18 protein-coding genes are annotated in these 17,930 nt (G+C 44.8%); 13 read left to right on the top strand and 5 right to left on the bottom strand.

Annotated elements, in window-relative coordinates; genetic code table 11:
• Positions 1-14: 14 nt before the first annotated feature.
• From LJ658_RS05895 to pafA, 5 genes are all read left to right on the top strand, one after another.
• Positions 15-770 carry a LytTR family DNA-binding domain-containing protein gene (locus tag LJ658_RS05895; RefSeq protein ID WP_230545549.1) on the top strand — a complete coding sequence of 252 codons (756 nt, stop codon included), beginning with the start codon at positions 15-17 and terminating at the stop codon, positions 768-770.
• 579 nt (positions 771-1,349) lie between these two features.
• On the top strand, positions 1,350-3,740 hold the full coding sequence (locus LJ658_RS05890) for a TonB-dependent receptor (protein ID WP_230545548.1): 2,391 nt from the start codon (positions 1,350-1,352) through the stop codon (positions 3,738-3,740).
• A gap of 70 nt (positions 3,741-3,810) precedes the next feature.
• A complete protein-coding gene (pnuC, locus tag LJ658_RS05885; RefSeq protein WP_230545547.1) occupies positions 3,811-4,446 on the top strand; it encodes a nicotinamide riboside transporter PnuC in 636 nt (211 codons plus the stop codon).
• 3 nt (positions 4,447-4,449) lie between these two features.
• The gene (locus LJ658_RS05880; protein ID WP_230545546.1) at positions 4,450-5,559 is read left to right on the top strand and encodes an acyl-CoA dehydrogenase; all 1,110 of its coding nucleotides are present in this window, start codon (positions 4,450-4,452) and stop codon (positions 5,557-5,559) included.
• Positions 5,560-5,639: 80 nt separating this feature from the next.
• Positions 5,640-7,313, top strand: coding sequence for an alkaline phosphatase PafA (pafA, locus tag LJ658_RS05875; RefSeq protein ID WP_230545545.1), 1,674 nt, complete (start codon positions 5,640-5,642; stop codon positions 7,311-7,313).
• Positions 7,314-7,378: 65 nt separating this feature from the next.
• Here pafA and LJ658_RS05870 read toward each other — a convergent pair whose 3' ends face one another.
• Genes LJ658_RS05870 through LJ658_RS05850 form a run of 5 tightly spaced genes read right to left on the bottom strand, consistent with a single transcriptional unit; the run spans position 7,379 to position 11,602 of the window.
• Positions 7,379-8,449 (bottom strand): PA0069 family radical SAM protein, encoded by a 1,071-nt coding sequence (locus LJ658_RS05870; protein WP_230545544.1) that lies wholly within the window; start codon positions 8,447-8,449, stop codon positions 7,379-7,381.
• A 29-nt stretch (positions 8,450-8,478) separates the two neighbouring features.
• Positions 8,479-9,114 carry a response regulator transcription factor gene (locus LJ658_RS05865; protein WP_230545543.1) on the bottom strand — a complete coding sequence of 212 codons (636 nt, stop codon included), beginning with the start codon at positions 9,112-9,114 and terminating at the stop codon, positions 8,479-8,481.
• Complete coding sequence (locus LJ658_RS05860) at positions 9,086-9,904, bottom strand: sensor histidine kinase (RefSeq protein ID WP_230545542.1); 819 nt, start codon at positions 9,902-9,904, stop codon at positions 9,086-9,088. The genes LJ658_RS05865 and LJ658_RS05860 overlap by 29 nt, the downstream gene beginning before the upstream one ends.
• Entirely contained in the window at positions 9,880-10,533 is a 654-nt protein-coding gene (locus LJ658_RS05855) for a hypothetical protein (RefSeq protein ID WP_230545541.1), read from the bottom strand. Before LJ658_RS05855 ends, LJ658_RS05860 begins: the two co-directional genes overlap by 25 nt.
• A 16-nt stretch (positions 10,534-10,549) precedes the next feature.
• On the bottom strand, positions 10,550-11,602 hold the full coding sequence (locus LJ658_RS05850; protein ID WP_230545540.1) for a hypothetical protein: 1,053 nt from the start codon (positions 11,600-11,602) through the stop codon (positions 10,550-10,552).
• A 219-nt stretch (positions 11,603-11,821) separates the two neighbouring features.
• On the opposite strand from LJ658_RS05850, the gene LJ658_RS05845 reads away from it, so the two are divergent.
• The 8 genes from LJ658_RS05845 (at position 11,822) to modA (ending at position 17,930) form a co-directional block, all read left to right on the top strand.
• Complete coding sequence (locus LJ658_RS05845; protein WP_230545539.1) at positions 11,822-12,028, top strand: hypothetical protein; 207 nt, start codon at positions 11,822-11,824, stop codon at positions 12,026-12,028.
• Positions 12,029-12,030: 2 nt separating this feature from the next.
• Entirely contained in the window at positions 12,031-12,567 is a 537-nt protein-coding gene (locus tag LJ658_RS05840) for a tail fiber protein (protein ID WP_230545538.1), read from the top strand.
• Between the two features lie 153 nt (positions 12,568-12,720).
• A complete protein-coding gene (locus LJ658_RS05835; RefSeq protein ID WP_230545537.1) occupies positions 12,721-13,797 on the top strand; it encodes a metallophosphoesterase in 1,077 nt (358 codons plus the stop codon).
• Positions 13,798-13,847: 50 nt separating this feature from the next.
• Positions 13,848-14,471, top strand: a complete 624-nt coding sequence (locus LJ658_RS05830; protein WP_230545536.1) for a thiamine phosphate synthase — start codon at positions 13,848-13,850, stop codon at positions 14,469-14,471.
• 25 nt (positions 14,472-14,496) lie between these two features.
• Positions 14,497-15,072, top strand: coding sequence for a thiamine pyrophosphokinase (locus tag LJ658_RS05825; RefSeq protein WP_230545535.1), 576 nt, complete (start codon positions 14,497-14,499; stop codon positions 15,070-15,072).
• 135 nt (positions 15,073-15,207) lie between these two features.
• Complete coding sequence (locus LJ658_RS05820; RefSeq protein WP_230545534.1) at positions 15,208-16,359, top strand: DUF6515 family protein; 1,152 nt, start codon at positions 15,208-15,210, stop codon at positions 16,357-16,359.
• 92 nt (positions 16,360-16,451) lie between these two features.
• A complete protein-coding gene (locus LJ658_RS05815; protein ID WP_230545533.1) occupies positions 16,452-17,057 on the top strand; it encodes a flavodoxin family protein in 606 nt (201 codons plus the stop codon).
• Between the two features lie 99 nt (positions 17,058-17,156).
• Positions 17,157-17,930 (top strand): molybdate ABC transporter substrate-binding protein, encoded by a 774-nt coding sequence (gene modA / locus LJ658_RS05810; protein ID WP_230545532.1) that lies wholly within the window; start codon positions 17,157-17,159, stop codon positions 17,928-17,930.

Here is a 17,930-nt window from a genome sequence, read left to right as displayed (position 1 = left end):
TATACAATTACGCAATGGAAATTACCTGTGTTATTATTGACGACGAGCCCAACAATATCCAAAACCTGCAAAATATTTTGGGGGATCATTGCCCGGATGTAACCATTGTTGCCATAGCCCAAAATGCGGATGACGGAATTGCGGCCATTAAACAACACCTGCCGGCGTTGGTATTGCTGGATATCCAGATGCCTGAAAAATCGGGCTTTGAGGTTTTAAAAGCATTTGCCGAACCAAATTTTGAAGTAATATTCATTACCGCTTATGATCAGTATGGCATACAGGCTATCAAATTTTCGGCACTTGATTATTTGCTGAAGCCCATTAATATAAGCGAGTTAAAAAACGCCATAGAAAAGGCCGGTAAAAAGATCAGCGTAAAAAACAAGGATCATAAACTGGAGAACCTGATTGAGTACATGATGCGCGGGCAAAAGGACGTTCCGAAAATAGCCCTGCCTACGCTGAAAGAGATCAGGTATATAAAAATTGACGAGATTATCCGCTGCGAGGCATCAGACAATTACACAACTTTTTACACTACGGCCGGCGAGCACCTATTGGTATGCAAAACCCTAAAAGAGTTTTCAGAACTGTTGCAATTGCATGGGTTTATTCGCACCCATCAATCGCATTTGGTTAATATCAATTTTGTTAAAAGCCTGCTCAAAGAAGATGGCGGCATATTGCTGATGAACGACGGCACCAAAATACCGATATCCCGTCAAAATAAAGAAGAGGTAAAGGCCGCGTTGAAGAGGATGTTGTAATGATGAGTTGTAGTCAGGTGATCCGCTTTTGGTGATCCGCTCCTGAAAAAAGGGTGAAAAACGGCCCTTTCTCAATAATTTGATTATCAGCTATCTATTTAATATTTACGCTTAAAAGCCCTGACGAATAGGACTGATCCAAAGTGATCCGCTCAAAAATGTAAAATATTTATTTACAATACGTTATCAAAAAACGGTGATCCGGGTGATCCATATTTTTAAATGGATCACCACTGCAGGTTGATCCTTCATAAATCAACAAATCAAAAATCAACCATCCGATATCCAAATAAAAAAATACCTTTGCCGTATAATTCTCAAGGGGTGCCTTGCTTTGGAAAGATAAATATTGCTGCAGCATATTTAACCAAACTGAAAGACAGGCTGAGATCAAACCCATGTTGAGTTGTAAGTTATATGTTGAAGGTTGTAAGTAAAAGCATACAACACAAAACTCAAAACCTGCAACTTAACTGCACCTGATCCGGGTAATGCCGGCGTAGGGAGAGGTAATAAGTTAAGTGTACTGCGCATTCAACCCTGGTGTGCAGATGGTTTAACAGTTTTTATTTAACAACATTGAAAAATTTATTTACGGCATTATTTGCCCTGCTGCTGCCTGTCCTGGCATCGGCCCAATTCTCTGTATCAGGGAAGATTACTGACCAGCAAACCGGCGAAGCATTGCCCGGCGCAACCATTACCCTGCAAAACCTAGCCGTAAGCACTACCAGTAACGCTGGCGGCAAGTATGCTTTTAAAAATGTTAAAGGCGGCAGTTATACCTTAACGGTAAGTTATCTGGGCTATCATGCCGCTCAAAAAACGATAACGCTTTCTGCAAATCAGCAACTTGATTTTGCATTGGCGCAAAGCAATATGGTAACCGAAGAGGTTACCGTAAACGCAACCCGCGCATCGGCCAACTCACCGACTGCATTTACCAATCTCAATAAAAAGGATATCGAGAAAAACAACTCGGGCCGTGGGTTTGAGTACCTGCTGGAACAAACCCCGTCAACCGTAGTAACATCAAACGCGGGCGCCGGCATAGGTTATACCAGTATCCGCATCCGCGGATCGGATCCAACCCGTATTAACGTAACCCTGAATGGTATCCCGATGAATGATGCCGAAGACCAGGGCGTTTACTTCGTCGACCTGCCTGACCTGGCCTCGTCGGTAGATAATATACAGGTACAACGCGGCGTAGGCACCTCAACCAATGGCGCGGGCGCCTTTGGTGCCAGCATCAATATCCAAACCACCACCCGCCGTGACAGCGCCTATGCCGAACTAAGCAGCTCGGCCGGCTCATACGGGACCTTAAAGAACACACTTAACCTGGGCACGGGTTTACTGGGCGGGCACTATACGTTTGACGGCAGGCTATCAAATATGCGGTCTGACGGGTATATAGACCGTTCGGCCTCAACCCTGCGCTCTTACTTTTTAAGCGGGGCCTATTATGGCAAAAGCAGCGTATTGCGCCTTAATGTTTTTGGCGGTTATGAGCAAACCCACCAGGCCTGGGACGGCGTGCCCGAGGACAGCGTGAAATTTGGCAACCGGAAGTATAATGAGCTGGGCTATATTAACGCCACCGGCCAGTACTACGGTAACCAAACCGATAACTATAACCAAAACTATTACCAGTTACTGTATGATCAGCAGCTTAATCCGCAGTTGTCATTTAGCGGCGCGCTGCATTATACGCACGGTTATGGTTATTATGAAGAATATAAAAACGATGATGATTTGGCCGGCTATGGTATTACGCCGGTTGTAGTTGGCGGAGTGCCGGTTACCTCAACAGACCTGGTACGCCGCCTGTGGCTCAATAATGATTTTTATGGTGCAACCTATAATTTCAACTATAAGCCCGACAACAAACTGACTATTACTTTAGGCGGCGCTTATAATGAATATAAGGGGCGCCATTATGACAATATTGAGTGGACCCAGCAAAGCACCAATATCCCGCCAGATTATGAATACTCGCGCAACTTTGCCAAAAAAACAGATTTTAACCTGTTTGCCCGTGCCGAATATCATTTGGGTGATGTTTTATTATATGGCGATATGCAATACCGCCACATTGGTTACTCGTTTTTAGGGTATGATCAAAATTTGAAGAATGTACAGCAGCAGGTAGGATTAAACTTTTATAATCCTAAAGCAGGCATAACCTACCAGGTAACAGACAACAGCAACGTCTACGCGTCAATAGCTATAGGTAACCATGAGCCCAACCGGAGCGATTTTACTAACTCGTCACCATCAAGCCGCCCTAAAGCCGAAAACCTGAAAGACCTGGAACTGGGCTATCGTACCAGCCAAAGCAACTTTAGTGCCGGTATCAATGGCTTTTATATGCTGTATAAAAACCAGCTGGTATTAACCGGCGCGTTAAATGATGTTGGCGAAGCTATCCGTACCAACATAGCCGACAGTTACCGCGCGGGCGTTGAAGCCAACGGCATGGTTAAAATAGCCCCGCAGTTAAGCTGGGCAGCAACCGCTACCTTAAGTACCAATAAGGTTAAAAACTTTAACCAGGTGCTATTTGACGAAAACTATAACCCGGTACCGTTTCAATACACCAAAACAGATATTGCTTACTCGCCAAATTTTGTGGGTTCAAGCACCATCAGTTATCACCCGGTAAAAAATGTAGGGATCGCTTTTATCAGCAAATATGTTAGCCAGCAGTTTTTGGATAACACCTCAACTGCCGGCCGCTCGTTACCGCATTATTTTGTGAACGATGTAAGATTGAACTATAACTTCAATATCAGGGGTGTAAAAAACATCGGTATCGGGTTATTGGTCAACAATGTATTCAGCGCCAAATACCAGTCGGACGGGGCCACCTATCCGGATGTTGAAGGAGGTAAAACCGTAAATTATAATTACTGGTTTGCGCAGGCACCGGTTAATTTCCTGGCATCAGTAAATATCAAATTCTAAATCATAACACAATGGCAGGAAAATACCTGCCATTGTTGTTTATATCCTTCACACTAAATCATAAGCCAAAATGATAAACATACATCAATGGCTGCAGCTGTTTATTGACCAGGTAAACCAAACCACTTTATGGGAATGGCTGGCCGTAATACTGGGCATAGCCGAGGTGCTGCTGGCCAAAATCAATAACATCTGGCTTTATCCTACTGGGATAGCCGGTACCGTGATTGGCATCTACATTTTAATGCTGGCAGGGCTGTATGCAGAATCCGCTCTCAGCGTTTATTATATCGTAATGAGCGTTTACGGCTGGGTGTACTGGATAAGAAGACGCAATGAGCCACCCGTAAAAATTACCCGGGCCACAAAAAAAGAATGGCTGATTACTCTGTTAATAGTAATGATTGGCTGGGTTATATTTTATGTGCTGCTCACCAAATTTACCACTTCAAATGTACCGGTATGGGATGCCTGGGTATCGTCAACCGCGTGGGCGGGCATGTGGCTGCTGGCCAGGCGCAAGCTGGAGAACTGGATCATGCTAAACTTATCCAACCTGTTTGCTATACCATTACTTTGCTATAAACACCTCATCATGTTTGCAATGCTTACATCGATTTTATTTATTGTAGCCATTTTTGGCTTTTTTGAATGGCGCGACATCTTGAAAAAAGATCAGCCGGGCGAATCTCTTTTAACCGCTTAGCTAATGGAAAACACCATACCACACCCATCCGCTTTTATTACTGCGGATGATAAAGATATCATAAGAAATACAGCTGCGCAGGCCGAAGAACTGGGTATGTTGCACCCGGATCAACTGGTCGTAATTTACCGGCAGCGCTGGTTTAAACTGTTGGTGCCCGATGTTTATACGGGCCGGCAAATAACATTACCCGAATTGGTGCGGTTGCAGGAAGCCATCAGCTGGACCGACGGCAGCGCCGGCTGGGTAGTTACCCTTTGCAGCGGCGCGGGCTGGTTCGGCGGGTTTATTGATCCGGAAGTTGCAAAACGGGTGTTTGATAGTAATGCAGTTTGCCTGGCCGGCAGCGGCGCGGTAGGCGGCACCGCCCAGATCACCGAAAACGGATACCTCATTAACGGCAGCTGGAAATACGCCAGCGGCGCCCATCACGCCACCCATATCACCGCCAATTGTGCTATAAAAAAGGACGGAGTGCCGGTATTAGATGATGATGGGGGGCAACTGATACTGCCGTTTATCTTCGATAAAAAAGATGTAACCATCCTGCCCGCCTGGAAATACATAGGTATGGTAGCTACCGGCAGCGACGCTTTTGAAGTTAGAGATTTGACGGTACCAAACAACCGTCAGTTTAAAATTGATCCGTCGGCAGTTAAAGTTGACGGGGCGTTATACCACTATCCGTTTTTACAACTGGCAGAAGCTACCCTGGCAGTTAATATATCGGGCATCGCTATTCATTTTATGGATCTATGCGCCGATGTGTTTGGCGACCGGATGAGTCACCCGCGGCTCACCGCCCCGCAGAAACGCTATTTAATTGACACGCTGGCTATGGCAAACAAAGAAATGACCGGTTTGCGAAAGCTTTTTTTTGAAGCGGTTGATGCCTCCTGGGACGCGATAGCGGCAGAACGCCTGGTACCTGATGAGTTGTTGCATAAAGTAAGCGTAACCAGTCGCCGCCTGGCCATAACTGCCCGTGAGCTGGTAGACAAACTTTATCCGCTTTGCGGATTGGTGGCGGCCAGTACCGAAACGGAGATCAACCGCGCCTGGCGCGATCTGCATACGGCCAGTCAGCACGCATTATTAACTTTTTACAGTTAGCCAAAAGATGTGTTAATTTAATAAAAAGTTCATGTACAATTATAATTGTATTATTGATATTTGGGTTCTTAATGTACACTATGAAAATTAAATACCTTATACTTCTGTTATGCGGATTTGCTGCGGTTAACGCCAATGCACAAACTAAAAAGAAAACGGCCCCGGCTATGGCCACAACCTTGTCCCGCCCTAAACTGGTGGTGGGGATTGTAGTTGACCAAATGCGCTGGGATTACCTGTACCGTTTTTATGACCGCTACAGCAGCGGCGGGTTTAAAAGGATGCTGAATGAAGGGTTTAGCTGCGAGAATGCTACTATTGACTATATACCAACCGTAACCGCCGCGGGCCATACCGCTATTTATACCGGTTCTGTACCGGCCATCCATGGTATAGCCGGTAATGATTATGTCATTCAGGCAACCGGTAAATCCATGTATTGCGCCGCCGACAGTACGGTGCAGACGGTAGGCAGTACCTCATCAGCCGGGCAAATGTCGCCGCGCAATATGTTGGTGACTACGGTTACGGATGAGTTAAGGCTGGCAACAAATTTTCGCTCTAAGGTTATTGGTATCGCTTTAAAAGATCGCGGCGGCATTTTGCCCGCAGGGCATACGGCTAACGCCGCTTACTGGTTTGATGACAAAAGCGGTAACTGGATAACCAGTACCTATTATATGACCGATCTGCCGCAATGGGTAAAAGATTTTAACAGTAAAAAACTGCCCGAAACTTATTTGAAAAAAGACTGGAACAGTTTGTATCCGCTTAACACTTATCAGCAAAGTACAGAAGATAATAACAAATACGAAGGGAAATTTAAGGGCGCCGACGCGCCTACAATGCCGGTAAAAACTTCGGTATTATACAAAGGCAATCTGGGGATGATCCGCAGTACGCCCTATGGCAATACACTGACGCTCGACCTGGCTACGGCTGCGGTTAACAATGAGCGTTTGGGCGCGCGCGGTGTGACTGACTTTTTAGCGGTGAGCTTATCATCAACCGATTATGTTGGGCACCAGTACGGTGTTAATGCCATTGAAACCGAAGATACCTACCTGCGCCTTGACCAGGACATTACCGCGTTTCTTACCATGCTGGATGCCAAACTGGGCAAAGGCAACTATACTGTATTTTTAACCGCCGACCACGGAGCCGCGCATAACTCAACTTTTTTAAAAGATCATAACATACCGGCAGGAAACTGGGATGATGCAGCCACCTTAAAAAACTTAAATAAACTGCTGGCGGATAAATATAATACCGACAAACTGATCATCAACCTGGATAACTACCAGGTTAACTTTAATTACGCCGCCATCAGGAAAGCTAAATTAGATGCCGAAGTATTAAAAGATGATTGCATAAAATACCTGCAAAAACAACCGGAAATTGCTTTTGCCATTGACATGCAGAAGGCGGCCACGGCTAACATCCCTGACGAATTACGGATGCGGATCATTAACGGCTACAATATCGCTAACAGCGGCACCATCCAGATAATTTTAAAACCCGCCTATTATACCGGTCACGGATCAGGCGATGGTGGCCCAACCGGTACCACCCACGGCACCTGGAACCCGTACGACGCACATATCCCGATGGTATTTATGGGTTGGGGCATTAACCACGGCGCTACAGCGAACGCCACACATATGACAGATATTGCGCCAACCATAGCGGCATTGCTGCATATACAGGCGCCAAACGGCTCTATCGGCCATGTGGTAAATGAGGTTATAAAATAACCCGGCGGCAGTCCGCGTTAAGAGAGAAAATAATGGCACTTGAAAGCCGGGAAACAAGGGGTGTTTCAAAACAAACTTCCCTGTTTCCCGGCTTTCGGCGTAAACAAGGTATAGTCATGTTGTGGCATTTGCCTGCCGGATAAAAATCTGGAGCAGGCCATTTTATATAACTGGCTTATAGACTGCGCCACCGGCCCTTCGCCGCTCATGCGGCGGCCAAACTCACTATCGTTTAAATTGCCGCCATGGCATGATTTTATCATATTTAACACTTTTTCGGCCCGGTCGGGGTAAGCCTTGTGTATCCAGTCGGTAAAAATTTCGCCGATGCTTCCGTTTAAACGCACAATGGTAAACCCGGCGGATAACGCGCCCCGGTCTGCAGCGGCCTTTATAATATCGGGGATCTCATTGCTGTTTAACCCGGGGATTATCGGCGCCGCCATCACCCTTACCGGCACACCATTTTGAGCCATTTTTTCAATCACCGCCAGCCGTCCGCTTGCCGTCACGGTGCGTGGCTCCAGTTTTTGCCTTAGTTGTTCATTTAACGAGGTGATAGATATATTAACGTGTACCAGATTTAGTTTGGCCAGCTCGCGGATAATGTCCAGATCGCGGATGATGACATTGTTTTTGGTGATGATACTTACCGGGTTTTTATATTTCAAAAACACCTCAAGCAGCCGGCGGGTTATTTTTAATCGTCGTTCAACAGGCTGGTAACAATCGGTATTCCCTGATAACAGGATAGCCACAGGTTCATAATTCTTTTTGTTAAAATAACGCTCCAATAGCTCGGGGGCATTGCGTTTAACAATTATTTTGCGCTCAAAATCAAGCCCGGCGCTAAAGCCATAATACTCATGCGTATTACGGGCATAGCAATAAATACAGCCATGCTCGCAGCCCTGATACGGGTTAATAGAGTACATGTGGCTCAGGTCGGGGCTGTTTGATTCGCTGACTATCTTTTTAGGGCTTTCTTCAAACAGCTGCGTGGCCGTGTTCTCTAATAATGGCTCGTCAAGGCCCTCAATATGGTCAAGCACATATTTTCGTTTTAAAAACTTATTGTCAGTGTTAACCTGCGCCCCGCGCCCCTTAAAAAACTCCGGATTTTCCTGGTGTGCCATAAGGCAAATTTGCTAATATTTTTAGCAAATTACAACTCTATCAAATTGTTTTTTATGGCATACAGCACCAGCCCCACCCGGCTTTTTATCTGTAGTTTTTCAAATAACTGATCGCGGTAGCCGTCAACGGTCCGTACACTGATACACATCTGGTCAGCTATTTCTTTGTAAGTAAGTTCGGTGCCCGACAGTTTTAAGAACTCCAGTTCGCGGCTGTTAAGCTTAACCTGTTGCGTTTGTTTATTAAAATTACTGATCAGGTGTTTGGTTACAAAGGAAGGATAATAGTCTTCGTTTTTTGATACTTTGGTTAAAGCTTCTTCAAACTCTTCGGGTTCGGCATCTTTAAGCAGGTAGCCTTTCACGCCAATTTTAACCATCGTTAATACCTTCTCGGCATCCTCAAACATTGACAATATAATAATATGCACATCCGGGTAATGGTTGCGTATCCACCGTGCAGTTTCAAGGCCATCCACTTTAGGCATATTAATATCCAGCAGTACAATATGGGGCTTTATTTTGGGGGTTAGTTTTTGCATCAGCTCATCACCATCGGCGGCTTCAAAAAGTATTTTATACCTTGTGGATTTATTAATGAGCGATGCTATTCCGCTTCTAAAAAGCCGGTGGTCATCAACCAATGCTATCAGGACGGGTTCCATCTGCGCGTAAATTTATTAAGGTATTCAGGCTAATTTTTACAAAGCAACCTTTACCCGGCGAGCTGACAACGGCCACCGTGCCACCAATTAAAGTTGCCCTATTGTGCATGTTTTTTAACCCCAGTCCCACTTGTTCCGGCAAATCAGCGGTTGAAAAACCTGCACCGTCGTCTTCGACGGTTAAATTAAATAATTGCCCCGAATATTGCAAGCTGATTTTCAAACACTTAGCGCCTGCATGTTTTAACGTATTATTAACAGCTTCCTGAAATATCCTGAACAGTAAGAGTTCACGTTGTTCTCCCAGGCTATAAACAGTCCCGTTAACCATAAAATCAGTGGTAATTATATTGCTTTTATTGATCCGTTCAATCTCCTGCCCGATAGTTTTAACCAAACCTAAAGTGCGGATATATTCAAAGCTCAGGCTTTTTGACAGGTCCCGCAGGTCGTAAATTGCCTGGGCTATCAGCTCACGGCTTTGCTTTATTTTTGCCTGTTTTGTCCGTTCGGGCATATTGTCGGTCAACGCCAGATCAAGCTTTACAAATGATAACACCTGCGTTATATTATCATGTATTTCCTGGCTTATATGCGTTAGTGTCTGTTCTTGTATTTCTATCCGGGTTTTAAGCAATTCAGACTCAAAGGTTAACTTCATCTGCGCCTTTTCTTCAATATGCTTTTTTTTACGCCGGTTATAAACACTGATGTAGATGATAATGAAGGTAGGTGCCAGCAAAAAAACGAGCGTAGTTAATATAATTAAGCTTCCGATGTTGTTAGCCATTTTTTGCAGATAAAAGCATAGCTCCAGCAGCCATACAAAATAACATTAAGTGCCTTAAATATAAAATAAGTTAAATGATGTTTCGGACTTATCATTATGGTATATAGCTTATCATAAAAAATATTGCATCCCGTGTTGGCAAAATAAAAAAGCAAAGTACCGGCGACCCACCAAAATTCGGGCGAGTGTTTTAAATCAACATACAGATCATCTTTCAGCAACAGGTAATAATAGTATAAGCTATATAAAACAAACATGACAGACATAATTGTATACGCGGCATAGTTGTAAAAGAAAAAGCCCCGATCTGTAATCCCGAATATATATATCACTAGAAAAATTGCAAACCCAGGTACAATAATGGGTTTGCAATTGATATACTTACCAAGCAGGTTTCCCAGCATCATAAAGGTAAATCCGGCCTCAAAAAACAAAAAGATGTTGTAAAGCCAATGATTATTTTGAGTGTGTTTGGCTATGTAAAGCCCCCATATTTCGGTAATACAGGTTAAAAAAAGATAGATTATCATGCTGCGCCAAACCAGATTTGGCGTTTTTAATAAACAGGTCACGGCTACCAGGAAACAAATAACTTCGGCAATAATACTTACGGTGAAGAAGTTTGGCATAATCTATTGTTCTTAATTAACAAAGTCCCTGGTTTTGTTTTATCCTGGGTTTGGTGCTGGCTCCCTGATCACAGTTGCTTGGACAAAGCTCTCCGTTATCCTGCCCGCCACCAACTGGCCTTAAGTCACGGCTCCCTCTTCTAAATTGATTTTTTCTTGTGAAATTTTTAAAGAAATTGTTGGTTGTCTCACAATTAAGATAATCCTCATGAATCTGTTTACCTAAAAATGTTGCAGATCTGGTAGGAACCAGGATAAATGCATCTTTCCCTGACGTTGTCGTATCTCTTTCTATCGGATGCCTCGCAAAATAAATCCGCAGGCCGTCTACGGTTTTATCATTTACAAAATCCCTGAACAAATTCAGGTCAAACCACTCGCTTTTTGTCGTTATTGACCGTCCCCTAAACTGATTAAGCATCATATGTGCTTGTCTGCGGGTAATGTAATGAATAGACCGCGGGTCACATGAAGGTACATTGCAATTTCTAACGCATATATTATAAGTTATTTCGCCATTGGCTACTATCACTGCCGGCTTTTTTGATACCCTTCCCCGTATGGCAATTGTGTCCTTAAACAAATCATCGTTTTTAGCGTGGTTATAATAATCTTTGTGTTTAGCACATGAAGTCACCTGACAGTCATGCCCGTTATGTTGCGTTGAGATTAACGCGACCGAGTTAACAAGGCGGCCTGTTTTTACCCGTAAATCACTGATATAATATATACGTATGCCATCGGCAACCCCCATTAATGTATCGGGCTCCTGGGGATTTCGTGCGGCCCTTTGTTCAACAATTTCTTTATCAAGCAGCCTAACCATGCGGTGGATTGTTGCGCTGTCAAACCATACGCTTTGTCTCGTCGGCCTTGTGTCCCTTCCTTTACAACTGTCAAAATGAGCAATCATCGCTTCCGCGGTGCTTTTGCCAATTCCATTTAAGGTTATTAGGGTGTCTGTATTTACCACCATGGCAGCTCTAAAGTGCGCTTTTCTGACAGTTTTGTCCGGGTTGTTGCATGCGGTTATTACCGCAACAATAATAAATAATACTGTTTTTTTCATGACGTAAGGGTTTGGTTAATAATTTAATGCGGCTAAATTACAATACAATATTAAGGCCTGACCCCGTGTTTTCACGGTATTTTTAATGTTAAAAGCCTGTGTATTTACCGTTTAACGCCCGTTGTGCCGGCTATGCGCTTTATTCAATTTTGGGTTGTGCTATCAATAGTGATGGCAACCGGTTACGCCGAAAACGGCATAGAGTAGGCACAACTTATCATGAACACTAAAGAAATTATTGACAATCGCGGAAACATCTCATTAGTAGGTGTCGACACGGCAAAAACCGAATTTTGCAGCATTTGGCCAAATGTAAAAAGCGGCCTCGAGGTTTTACAAAACCTTCTTAAAAACCCGGTAGCAAAGGGCGCCGTTGGCCTTGTAATAGCCGCCGGCGATGCAGTATCAAAACAAATATGCGGTTAAAAATGGACGTTTTATTTGATTGCCCTGTAGGTGCTATAGTAGCATTTGCGGGCCCTAAAAACAAAATCCCGGCTAACTGGCTGTATTGCGACGGAACCCTTTGTGACCGAACTGAAACTGATCCTGCAACGGGCCAGCTTAAATATGGCGCGTTGTTTAATACTATCGGGAACTCATGGGGCGGCGACGGCGCCAACAAATTTGCGCTGCCGGCTTTACAAGGGCTGTTTTTAAGAGGTGTATCAGACGGAACCGGTGTTGACCCGGATGCAGGTTCAAGAGATAAATCAAGGCCTGATTTAAACAGCTCAGGCAATGGGGGCGATGCCGTGGGCGCAAAACAACCAGACCAGGTAATCAGCCATAATCACACTGTCAACCCGCAGCATAATTTTATGGATAATTCTATAGGGCCAAACTCTGTAGAAGGTGACGGCAATGTTAATTATGGACCCATGGGGATATCTACTGCCTTATATGGCGGTAATGAAACCCGGCCCAAAAATGCATATGTGTATTATATCATTAAATATAAGTAATTAACCAAACAGTTTAAAGCAGTCAACTTTCCCGGGGGTATTTTCGTTCAGTTTATAGCGAAAAACCATTCCCGAATTTGGGCATCGATGCTTTTTGTGCGGTTTTAAAATCGTTTGTTAAACACAATTGGGCGCAACTATGGTTTTTAATCCATGCGCAGACTACTTCAACGCCTGTTAACCAAATCTGTAATTGATTTGGCTAACAGGCTTTCGTCAAGGCCCGATAAAAAAAGAGTTGATAAGGCGCTGAGCGACCTGTTTCAAAACATCACCATCAGGCCGGGTAAACGGGGCCCCGCTATTCCGTTTGACGCCGCGACTGATAAATTTATTATTCTGTCAGATCAGCACAAAGGTGCCCGTGATGGCTCTGACATCTTCGCTAAATCAGCAAAAAATTACCTGGCGGCGCTGGATCATTATAACAAAGAAAATTTCTGTTACATTAACCTGGGCGACAGTGAGGAGCTGTGGGAAAACCGGTTCCTGACAATTAAACGGCATAACAAATTAACCTTTGAGGCCGAGAAAAATTTCCTGGCGCGTAACGCCTTCATCAAAATATTCGGTAATCATGACCTGTATTGGGACAATGATCCGCTGGCGCCGATAAGCCTGATGCAAATTTATGGGCAGCCCGTAAAAATATATGAAGGCGCGATACTTGAAACTACCATAAACAATCAAAAGCTTTCTGTTTTTATGACACACGGCCATCAGGGCGACCTGCAAAGCGATGGTAACTGGTTCAGCAAATGGTTTGTGTCTGATATATGGGCGCCCTTTCAGGCTTACCTGCGGATCAACCCCAACACGCCGGCAAATAATGATCAGCTTAAAACCCACCATAACCGGCTGATGTATGAATGGAGTTCAAAACGAAAAAACACTTTATTAATTACCGGTCACACCCATCAGCCGGTTTTTCGCTCCCTAACAGAGCTGGAGGTGCTGTACGAAAAACGGGCTTACGCCAACGGAGAAGAAGCCTTACAGCTACAGGCCAAAATTGATAAGCTGCATTTAAAGAATTCGCATTCGCCCGATTTTAAGGGTTACCTGGATACTTATTTTAACAGCGGCTGTTGCTGCTTTAATGATGGTGATATAACCGGCATTGAAATAGCTGACAGCTGTATCCGGTTAATTAAGTGGGAATATAAAGGTAAAGAAAGCCTTCGCATTGTACTGGAAGAAGCTCGGTTGGAGAATTTAAAGCTGCAATGATCCGATTAGAATTTACAATGTTTAATTTCGCTGAATAACCGGCATCATCCATGAAAAAATATATTTCTAAATTTCATTACCTGACACAGGACCTGCCTATCCGGTCGCATACAGAACAGGCGCAAGTAGCCTGCGAAGCGGGCGTTAACTGGCTGCAATATCGCTGCCTTACTAAAACAGATGATGAACTGATTGATGAGATTAACCAAATTGCCGGTATATGCGATGAATGGGGCGCCACGCTGATCCTGACCAACCACTATCACCTGCTGGATAAAGTGGATGCGCAGGGTGTGCATATAGAAGACTTTGACGCTGATTTTATCGCCATCCGGAATGAAATAGGCGATGATAAAACCTTGGGCGCTTCGGCCACTAATTTAAACCAATTATTGGCCGCACAGGCAACCGGGGTAATTGATTATTGCGGCTATGGGCCTTTTGCACTTACTGATACCAAACCGAATGACCTGCCTTTATTAGGTTTTGAGGGTTATCGCCGGTTAGAAAGGCAATTAATAACGCTACCGGTCATCGCTGTCGGCGGTATCCGGGTGGCTGACGTCGACCTGTTATTAAAAACCGGGGTGTATGGCATCGCTGTATCAGCAGCGGTTAATTTGGCCGTTAACCCGGCACAGGCCATCAAGGAAATTTACCGGAAAATATATTGAAGAACCAACGTCAAATTTAAATACTATGTCATCACACCACATTGTCCGCGAAAAACAGGAGCCTGCCTTATTGGTGCTTGGGCTGGATAATTTTGATGACGAGCAGCTGGGGCAACTTTTAGAGTGGAGCCCAACGTTAATAACCACCCCGCCTGTTGCCGAACGGCTTAATGCTTTCGGGATTAAAATTGATTGGATAATAACCGGCGAGTTAAACAGCGACTACCTGCAATCAGACATTAAACATTTGGCCCCCGGTGATGATACCCTCATCAGCGCGGCTTTAAACTGGCTGACTGGTCAGGGCTATCCGGCTGTAAATATTGTTACGGATGAGCTGGACCTGGAAAACTACCTGCCCTTTGCCAATAAAATAAACCTGGTACTGTTTTATAACCGGCAAAAAATATATGCCGTAAATACCGGTTTTAATAAATGGAAGCCGGCTAACGAAAGCATTTCGCTATTGTCGGCTGCAACCAATTTAAAAACAGACGGGCTTGAAAAAACAGCCAACAACACCTTCCACACTATTGCTGACGGCTTTTTCACCCTTAAATTTGATGCACCGCTATTATTATTTATTGCCGAAACATTATAACCTTTTGATATATTATATTATACTTGAGCATCCGTATAATACGTTATTGCGGTAACGATTAAACCGTTTGCACCTTTGTTAGTCTAAAAAAATAATAAACGGCAACTTTAAGCCGTGATATATAATAACCAAAACATGAAAAAGATATATAGTAATTTAATAGGGTTTGCTTTTACCGGTTTGCTGTGTTTTAGCATTGCAATCCCCGCGAGTGCACAAAGAGGCGGCGAGCATTCTGATGACAAAAGGAGTGGTGGGGGCTCAACTCCGCCTCCGGCAGCTCCGTCGCGTCCTGCCCCGCAACCGCAGGTGCAGCAGCAACGCCCGGCGCCACAGCAGCAGCAGCAACAACAACAAGTGCAACAACAGCGCCCTGCGCCGCAGCAACAACAGCAGCAGGTGCAACAACAACGCCCTGCGCCACAGCAGCAACCTCAAATGCAGCGAGGCAATTCGCAGCAGCAAAACAACGGTTATGGCCAAAGATTGCCTAATGCCGGTGGTTCAGGATCTGTGACCATGCAGCCGCGTGGTGAGCAGCACCGCGAAAGTCCGTCATTTACACCGACAAATCCGCGCAATAGTGGCAGCTTTTCACGCCATTATCCAACTTTTGGCCAGAGAGGTGCAGCTTATAATTATAACCCACGGGCTTATAGCTTTAATTATAACCACGGCAATGGCTATCGTAGCTATCCCGGGCTGCGTTTTGGCAGAAATTATACTTCGCCAAGGCCAAGCGGATTCTTCTATCGTAACCGCGGCTATTATTCAACGTACTACAGCCCGCAACTGGGTTTTAGATTAAGTGTTTTGCCGTATGGTTATTATCCGTTCTATTTTGGCCCCGACCAGTATTTTTATAACGATGGCCTGTACTACCGCCAGCAGGATAATGAATATACCGTGGTTGAGCCGCCTATAGGCGCAACTATTGATAGGTTGCCATCAAAGGCACAGCCTATTGCCATAAACGGCATGCAGTATTATGAATTGAACGGCGTTTATTACCAACCAATAACCCGCGACGACGGCACATTGGTTTATCAAATTGCCGGTAAAGATGGTGAATTGACTACTGACGACGTAAACGCGACCTCGCCTGACGACCTGCCACAGGTTGGAGACCTGGTTGATAATTTACCCGAAGGTTGTAAAGCCATAAGGCTTAATAACCAAAAATATTATGTTTCGCAGGAAGGCTATTACTTTCAGGACGCGATTGACACTAATGGCGATAAAGTATTTAAAATTGTGGGTACCCCTACAGACGGCCCGGGCAATTAAATAACGCCGGCTAAAATTTAAAAAGGGTGAGGGCTTAGGCTTTCGCCCTTTTTTGTTTGTAAACATTAACGCGCCTTAAAGGTTAAACCTACATGAAAGTACTGGTATTAAACTGCACATTAAAGCCCTCGCCGGAGGCCTCAAATACCGAGGCCCTGGCGGCCGAAGTAATCAAAGAGCTCGAAAAACTAGGCGCAAAGGTTAAGATGATCCGTGTCGCAGATTATAATGTCATTACCGGCAGCAAATCAGACATGGGCGAAGGCGACGCCTGGCCCGCGATATTAAAAGATCTTCTGGCAAGCGACATCTTAATTATGGCTACACCAACCTGGATGGGCACTTTATCAAGCATGGCTATGCGGGTTATGGAGCGGATTAACGGGCTCTACCCTGCCCGCGACAAAGAGGGCCGCCCGGTAACTTACAACAAGGTAGCCGGTTTTGTAGTAACCGGCGAAGAAGACGGCGCACGCCATGTAGTTGCCGAAATGGCACATGGGCTGATGGACGTTGGCTTTACCATTGCCCCGCAAAGCTATACCTACTGGAACAACGGCCCCGGCCCGGGCGATAAATACCTCGAATCAAATTTCAGAAAAGATTGGTCGATAGCCACCGGTAAGCTGGTAGCCGCAAATGTTATCGCGGTAGCAAAAGCTTTAAAGGAAACCCCGATACCGCCTCCCCCTAAATAGTTATTTGATTTCCGTTGAGCAGGCCGCGGCCCGGCGTACTGCGGTAAGCACTATTGTTTCTGATAATTCGTTTTATCTTTACACTTTAAGTTTATAGCTATGAATACCAGAAACCATCTTGCCGGCCAAACCAAACGCTTTTATTTATTGCTGATTTTTTGTTTGTTTGGCGCGCCGTCATTTGCGCAGGGTTTAAAAGTAGCGGTAGCTGCCAATTTGCAATCTGTCATTACGGTTCTGCAGAAAGATTTTAAGCAAAAAACCAATATTGATATCGACCCTATAGTTGGTTCATCGGGCAAGCTGGTTGCGCAAATAAGGAACGGTGCGCCGTTTGACGTTTTTTTATCGGCCGATATGAGTTTCGCTCAATCGTTACTTCAGGATGGATTTTCGGCTGCCGAGCCCGTTGTTTATGCCTATGGCAACCTGATTATTTGCAGCACCCGCAACATCGGCTTTGAAAACTGGGAGCGCACCATGCTAACCCCGCGGATCAAAAAAATCGCAATAGCTAATCCATCCGTTGCGCCTTATGGCTTGGCAGCTGAAGAGCTGTTAAAGAAAAAAGGCATCCTGGATAATGTTAAAAGTAAAATGGTTTATGGCGAAAGCATAGCGCAGGTGAACACCTATATAACCACAGGAGTGGTTAGTGTTGGTTTTACGACGCAGGCTTTGGTAAAAGACCGGGCCAATAAAACTACCCTTTACTGGAAGCTGATCAACCCTGCGGAATACGCACCCATAAAACAGGGCATGGTTGTTTTAAAACACGGCGAAACCAACCCGGATGCCGCTAAATTTTACCGCTATATTTTAAGCGCCGGCGCCAAACGTATATTTGAAAAATACGGTTACCGCGTAAAATAG

Source organism: Mucilaginibacter sp. UR6-11 (assembly GCF_020880695.1).
Classification (GTDB): Bacteria; Bacteroidota; Bacteroidia; order Sphingobacteriales; family Sphingobacteriaceae; genus Mucilaginibacter.
Note: the sequence above shows the minus strand (reverse complement) of the source record. Positions and strands in the feature narration are given on the sequence as shown.

Excerpts from the sequence above, each read along its gene's own strand:
- LJ658_RS05895 (WP_230545549.1), top strand. The coding sequence starts at position 15 with ATGGAAATTACCTGTGTTATTATTGACGACGAGCCCAACAATATCCAA.
- pnuC (WP_230545547.1), top strand. The coding sequence starts at position 3,811 with ATGATAAACATACATCAATGGCTGCAGCTGTTTATTGACCAGGTAAAC.
- LJ658_RS05880 (WP_230545546.1), top strand. The coding sequence starts at position 4,450 with ATGGAAAACACCATACCACACCCATCCGCTTTTATTACTGCGGATGAT.
- pafA (WP_230545545.1), top strand. The coding sequence starts at position 5,640 with ATGAAAATTAAATACCTTATACTTCTGTTATGCGGATTTGCTGCGGTT.
- LJ658_RS05870 (WP_230545544.1), bottom strand. The coding sequence starts at position 8,449 with ATGGCACACCAGGAAAATCCGGAGTTTTTTAAGGGGCGCGGGGCGCAG.
- LJ658_RS05865 (WP_230545543.1), bottom strand. The coding sequence starts at position 9,114 with ATGGAACCCGTCCTGATAGCATTGGTTGATGACCACCGGCTTTTTAGA.
- LJ658_RS05860 (WP_230545542.1), bottom strand. The coding sequence starts at position 9,904 with ATGGCTAACAACATCGGAAGCTTAATTATATTAACTACGCTCGTTTTT.
- LJ658_RS05855 (WP_230545541.1), bottom strand. The coding sequence starts at position 10,533 with ATGCCAAACTTCTTCACCGTAAGTATTATTGCCGAAGTTATTTGTTTC.
- LJ658_RS05850 (WP_230545540.1), bottom strand. The coding sequence starts at position 11,602 with ATGAAAAAAACAGTATTATTTATTATTGTTGCGGTAATAACCGCATGC.
- LJ658_RS05845 (WP_230545539.1), top strand. The coding sequence starts at position 11,822 with ATGAACACTAAAGAAATTATTGACAATCGCGGAAACATCTCATTAGTA.
- LJ658_RS05840 (WP_230545538.1), top strand. The coding sequence starts at position 12,031 with ATGGACGTTTTATTTGATTGCCCTGTAGGTGCTATAGTAGCATTTGCG.
- LJ658_RS05835 (WP_230545537.1), top strand. The coding sequence starts at position 12,721 with ATGCGCAGACTACTTCAACGCCTGTTAACCAAATCTGTAATTGATTTG.
- LJ658_RS05830 (WP_230545536.1), top strand. The coding sequence starts at position 13,848 with ATGAAAAAATATATTTCTAAATTTCATTACCTGACACAGGACCTGCCT.
- LJ658_RS05825 (WP_230545535.1), top strand. The coding sequence starts at position 14,497 with ATGTCATCACACCACATTGTCCGCGAAAAACAGGAGCCTGCCTTATTG.
- LJ658_RS05820 (WP_230545534.1), top strand. The coding sequence starts at position 15,208 with ATGAAAAAGATATATAGTAATTTAATAGGGTTTGCTTTTACCGGTTTG.
- LJ658_RS05815 (WP_230545533.1), top strand. The coding sequence starts at position 16,452 with ATGAAAGTACTGGTATTAAACTGCACATTAAAGCCCTCGCCGGAGGCC.
- modA (WP_230545532.1), top strand. The coding sequence starts at position 17,157 with ATGAATACCAGAAACCATCTTGCCGGCCAAACCAAACGCTTTTATTTA.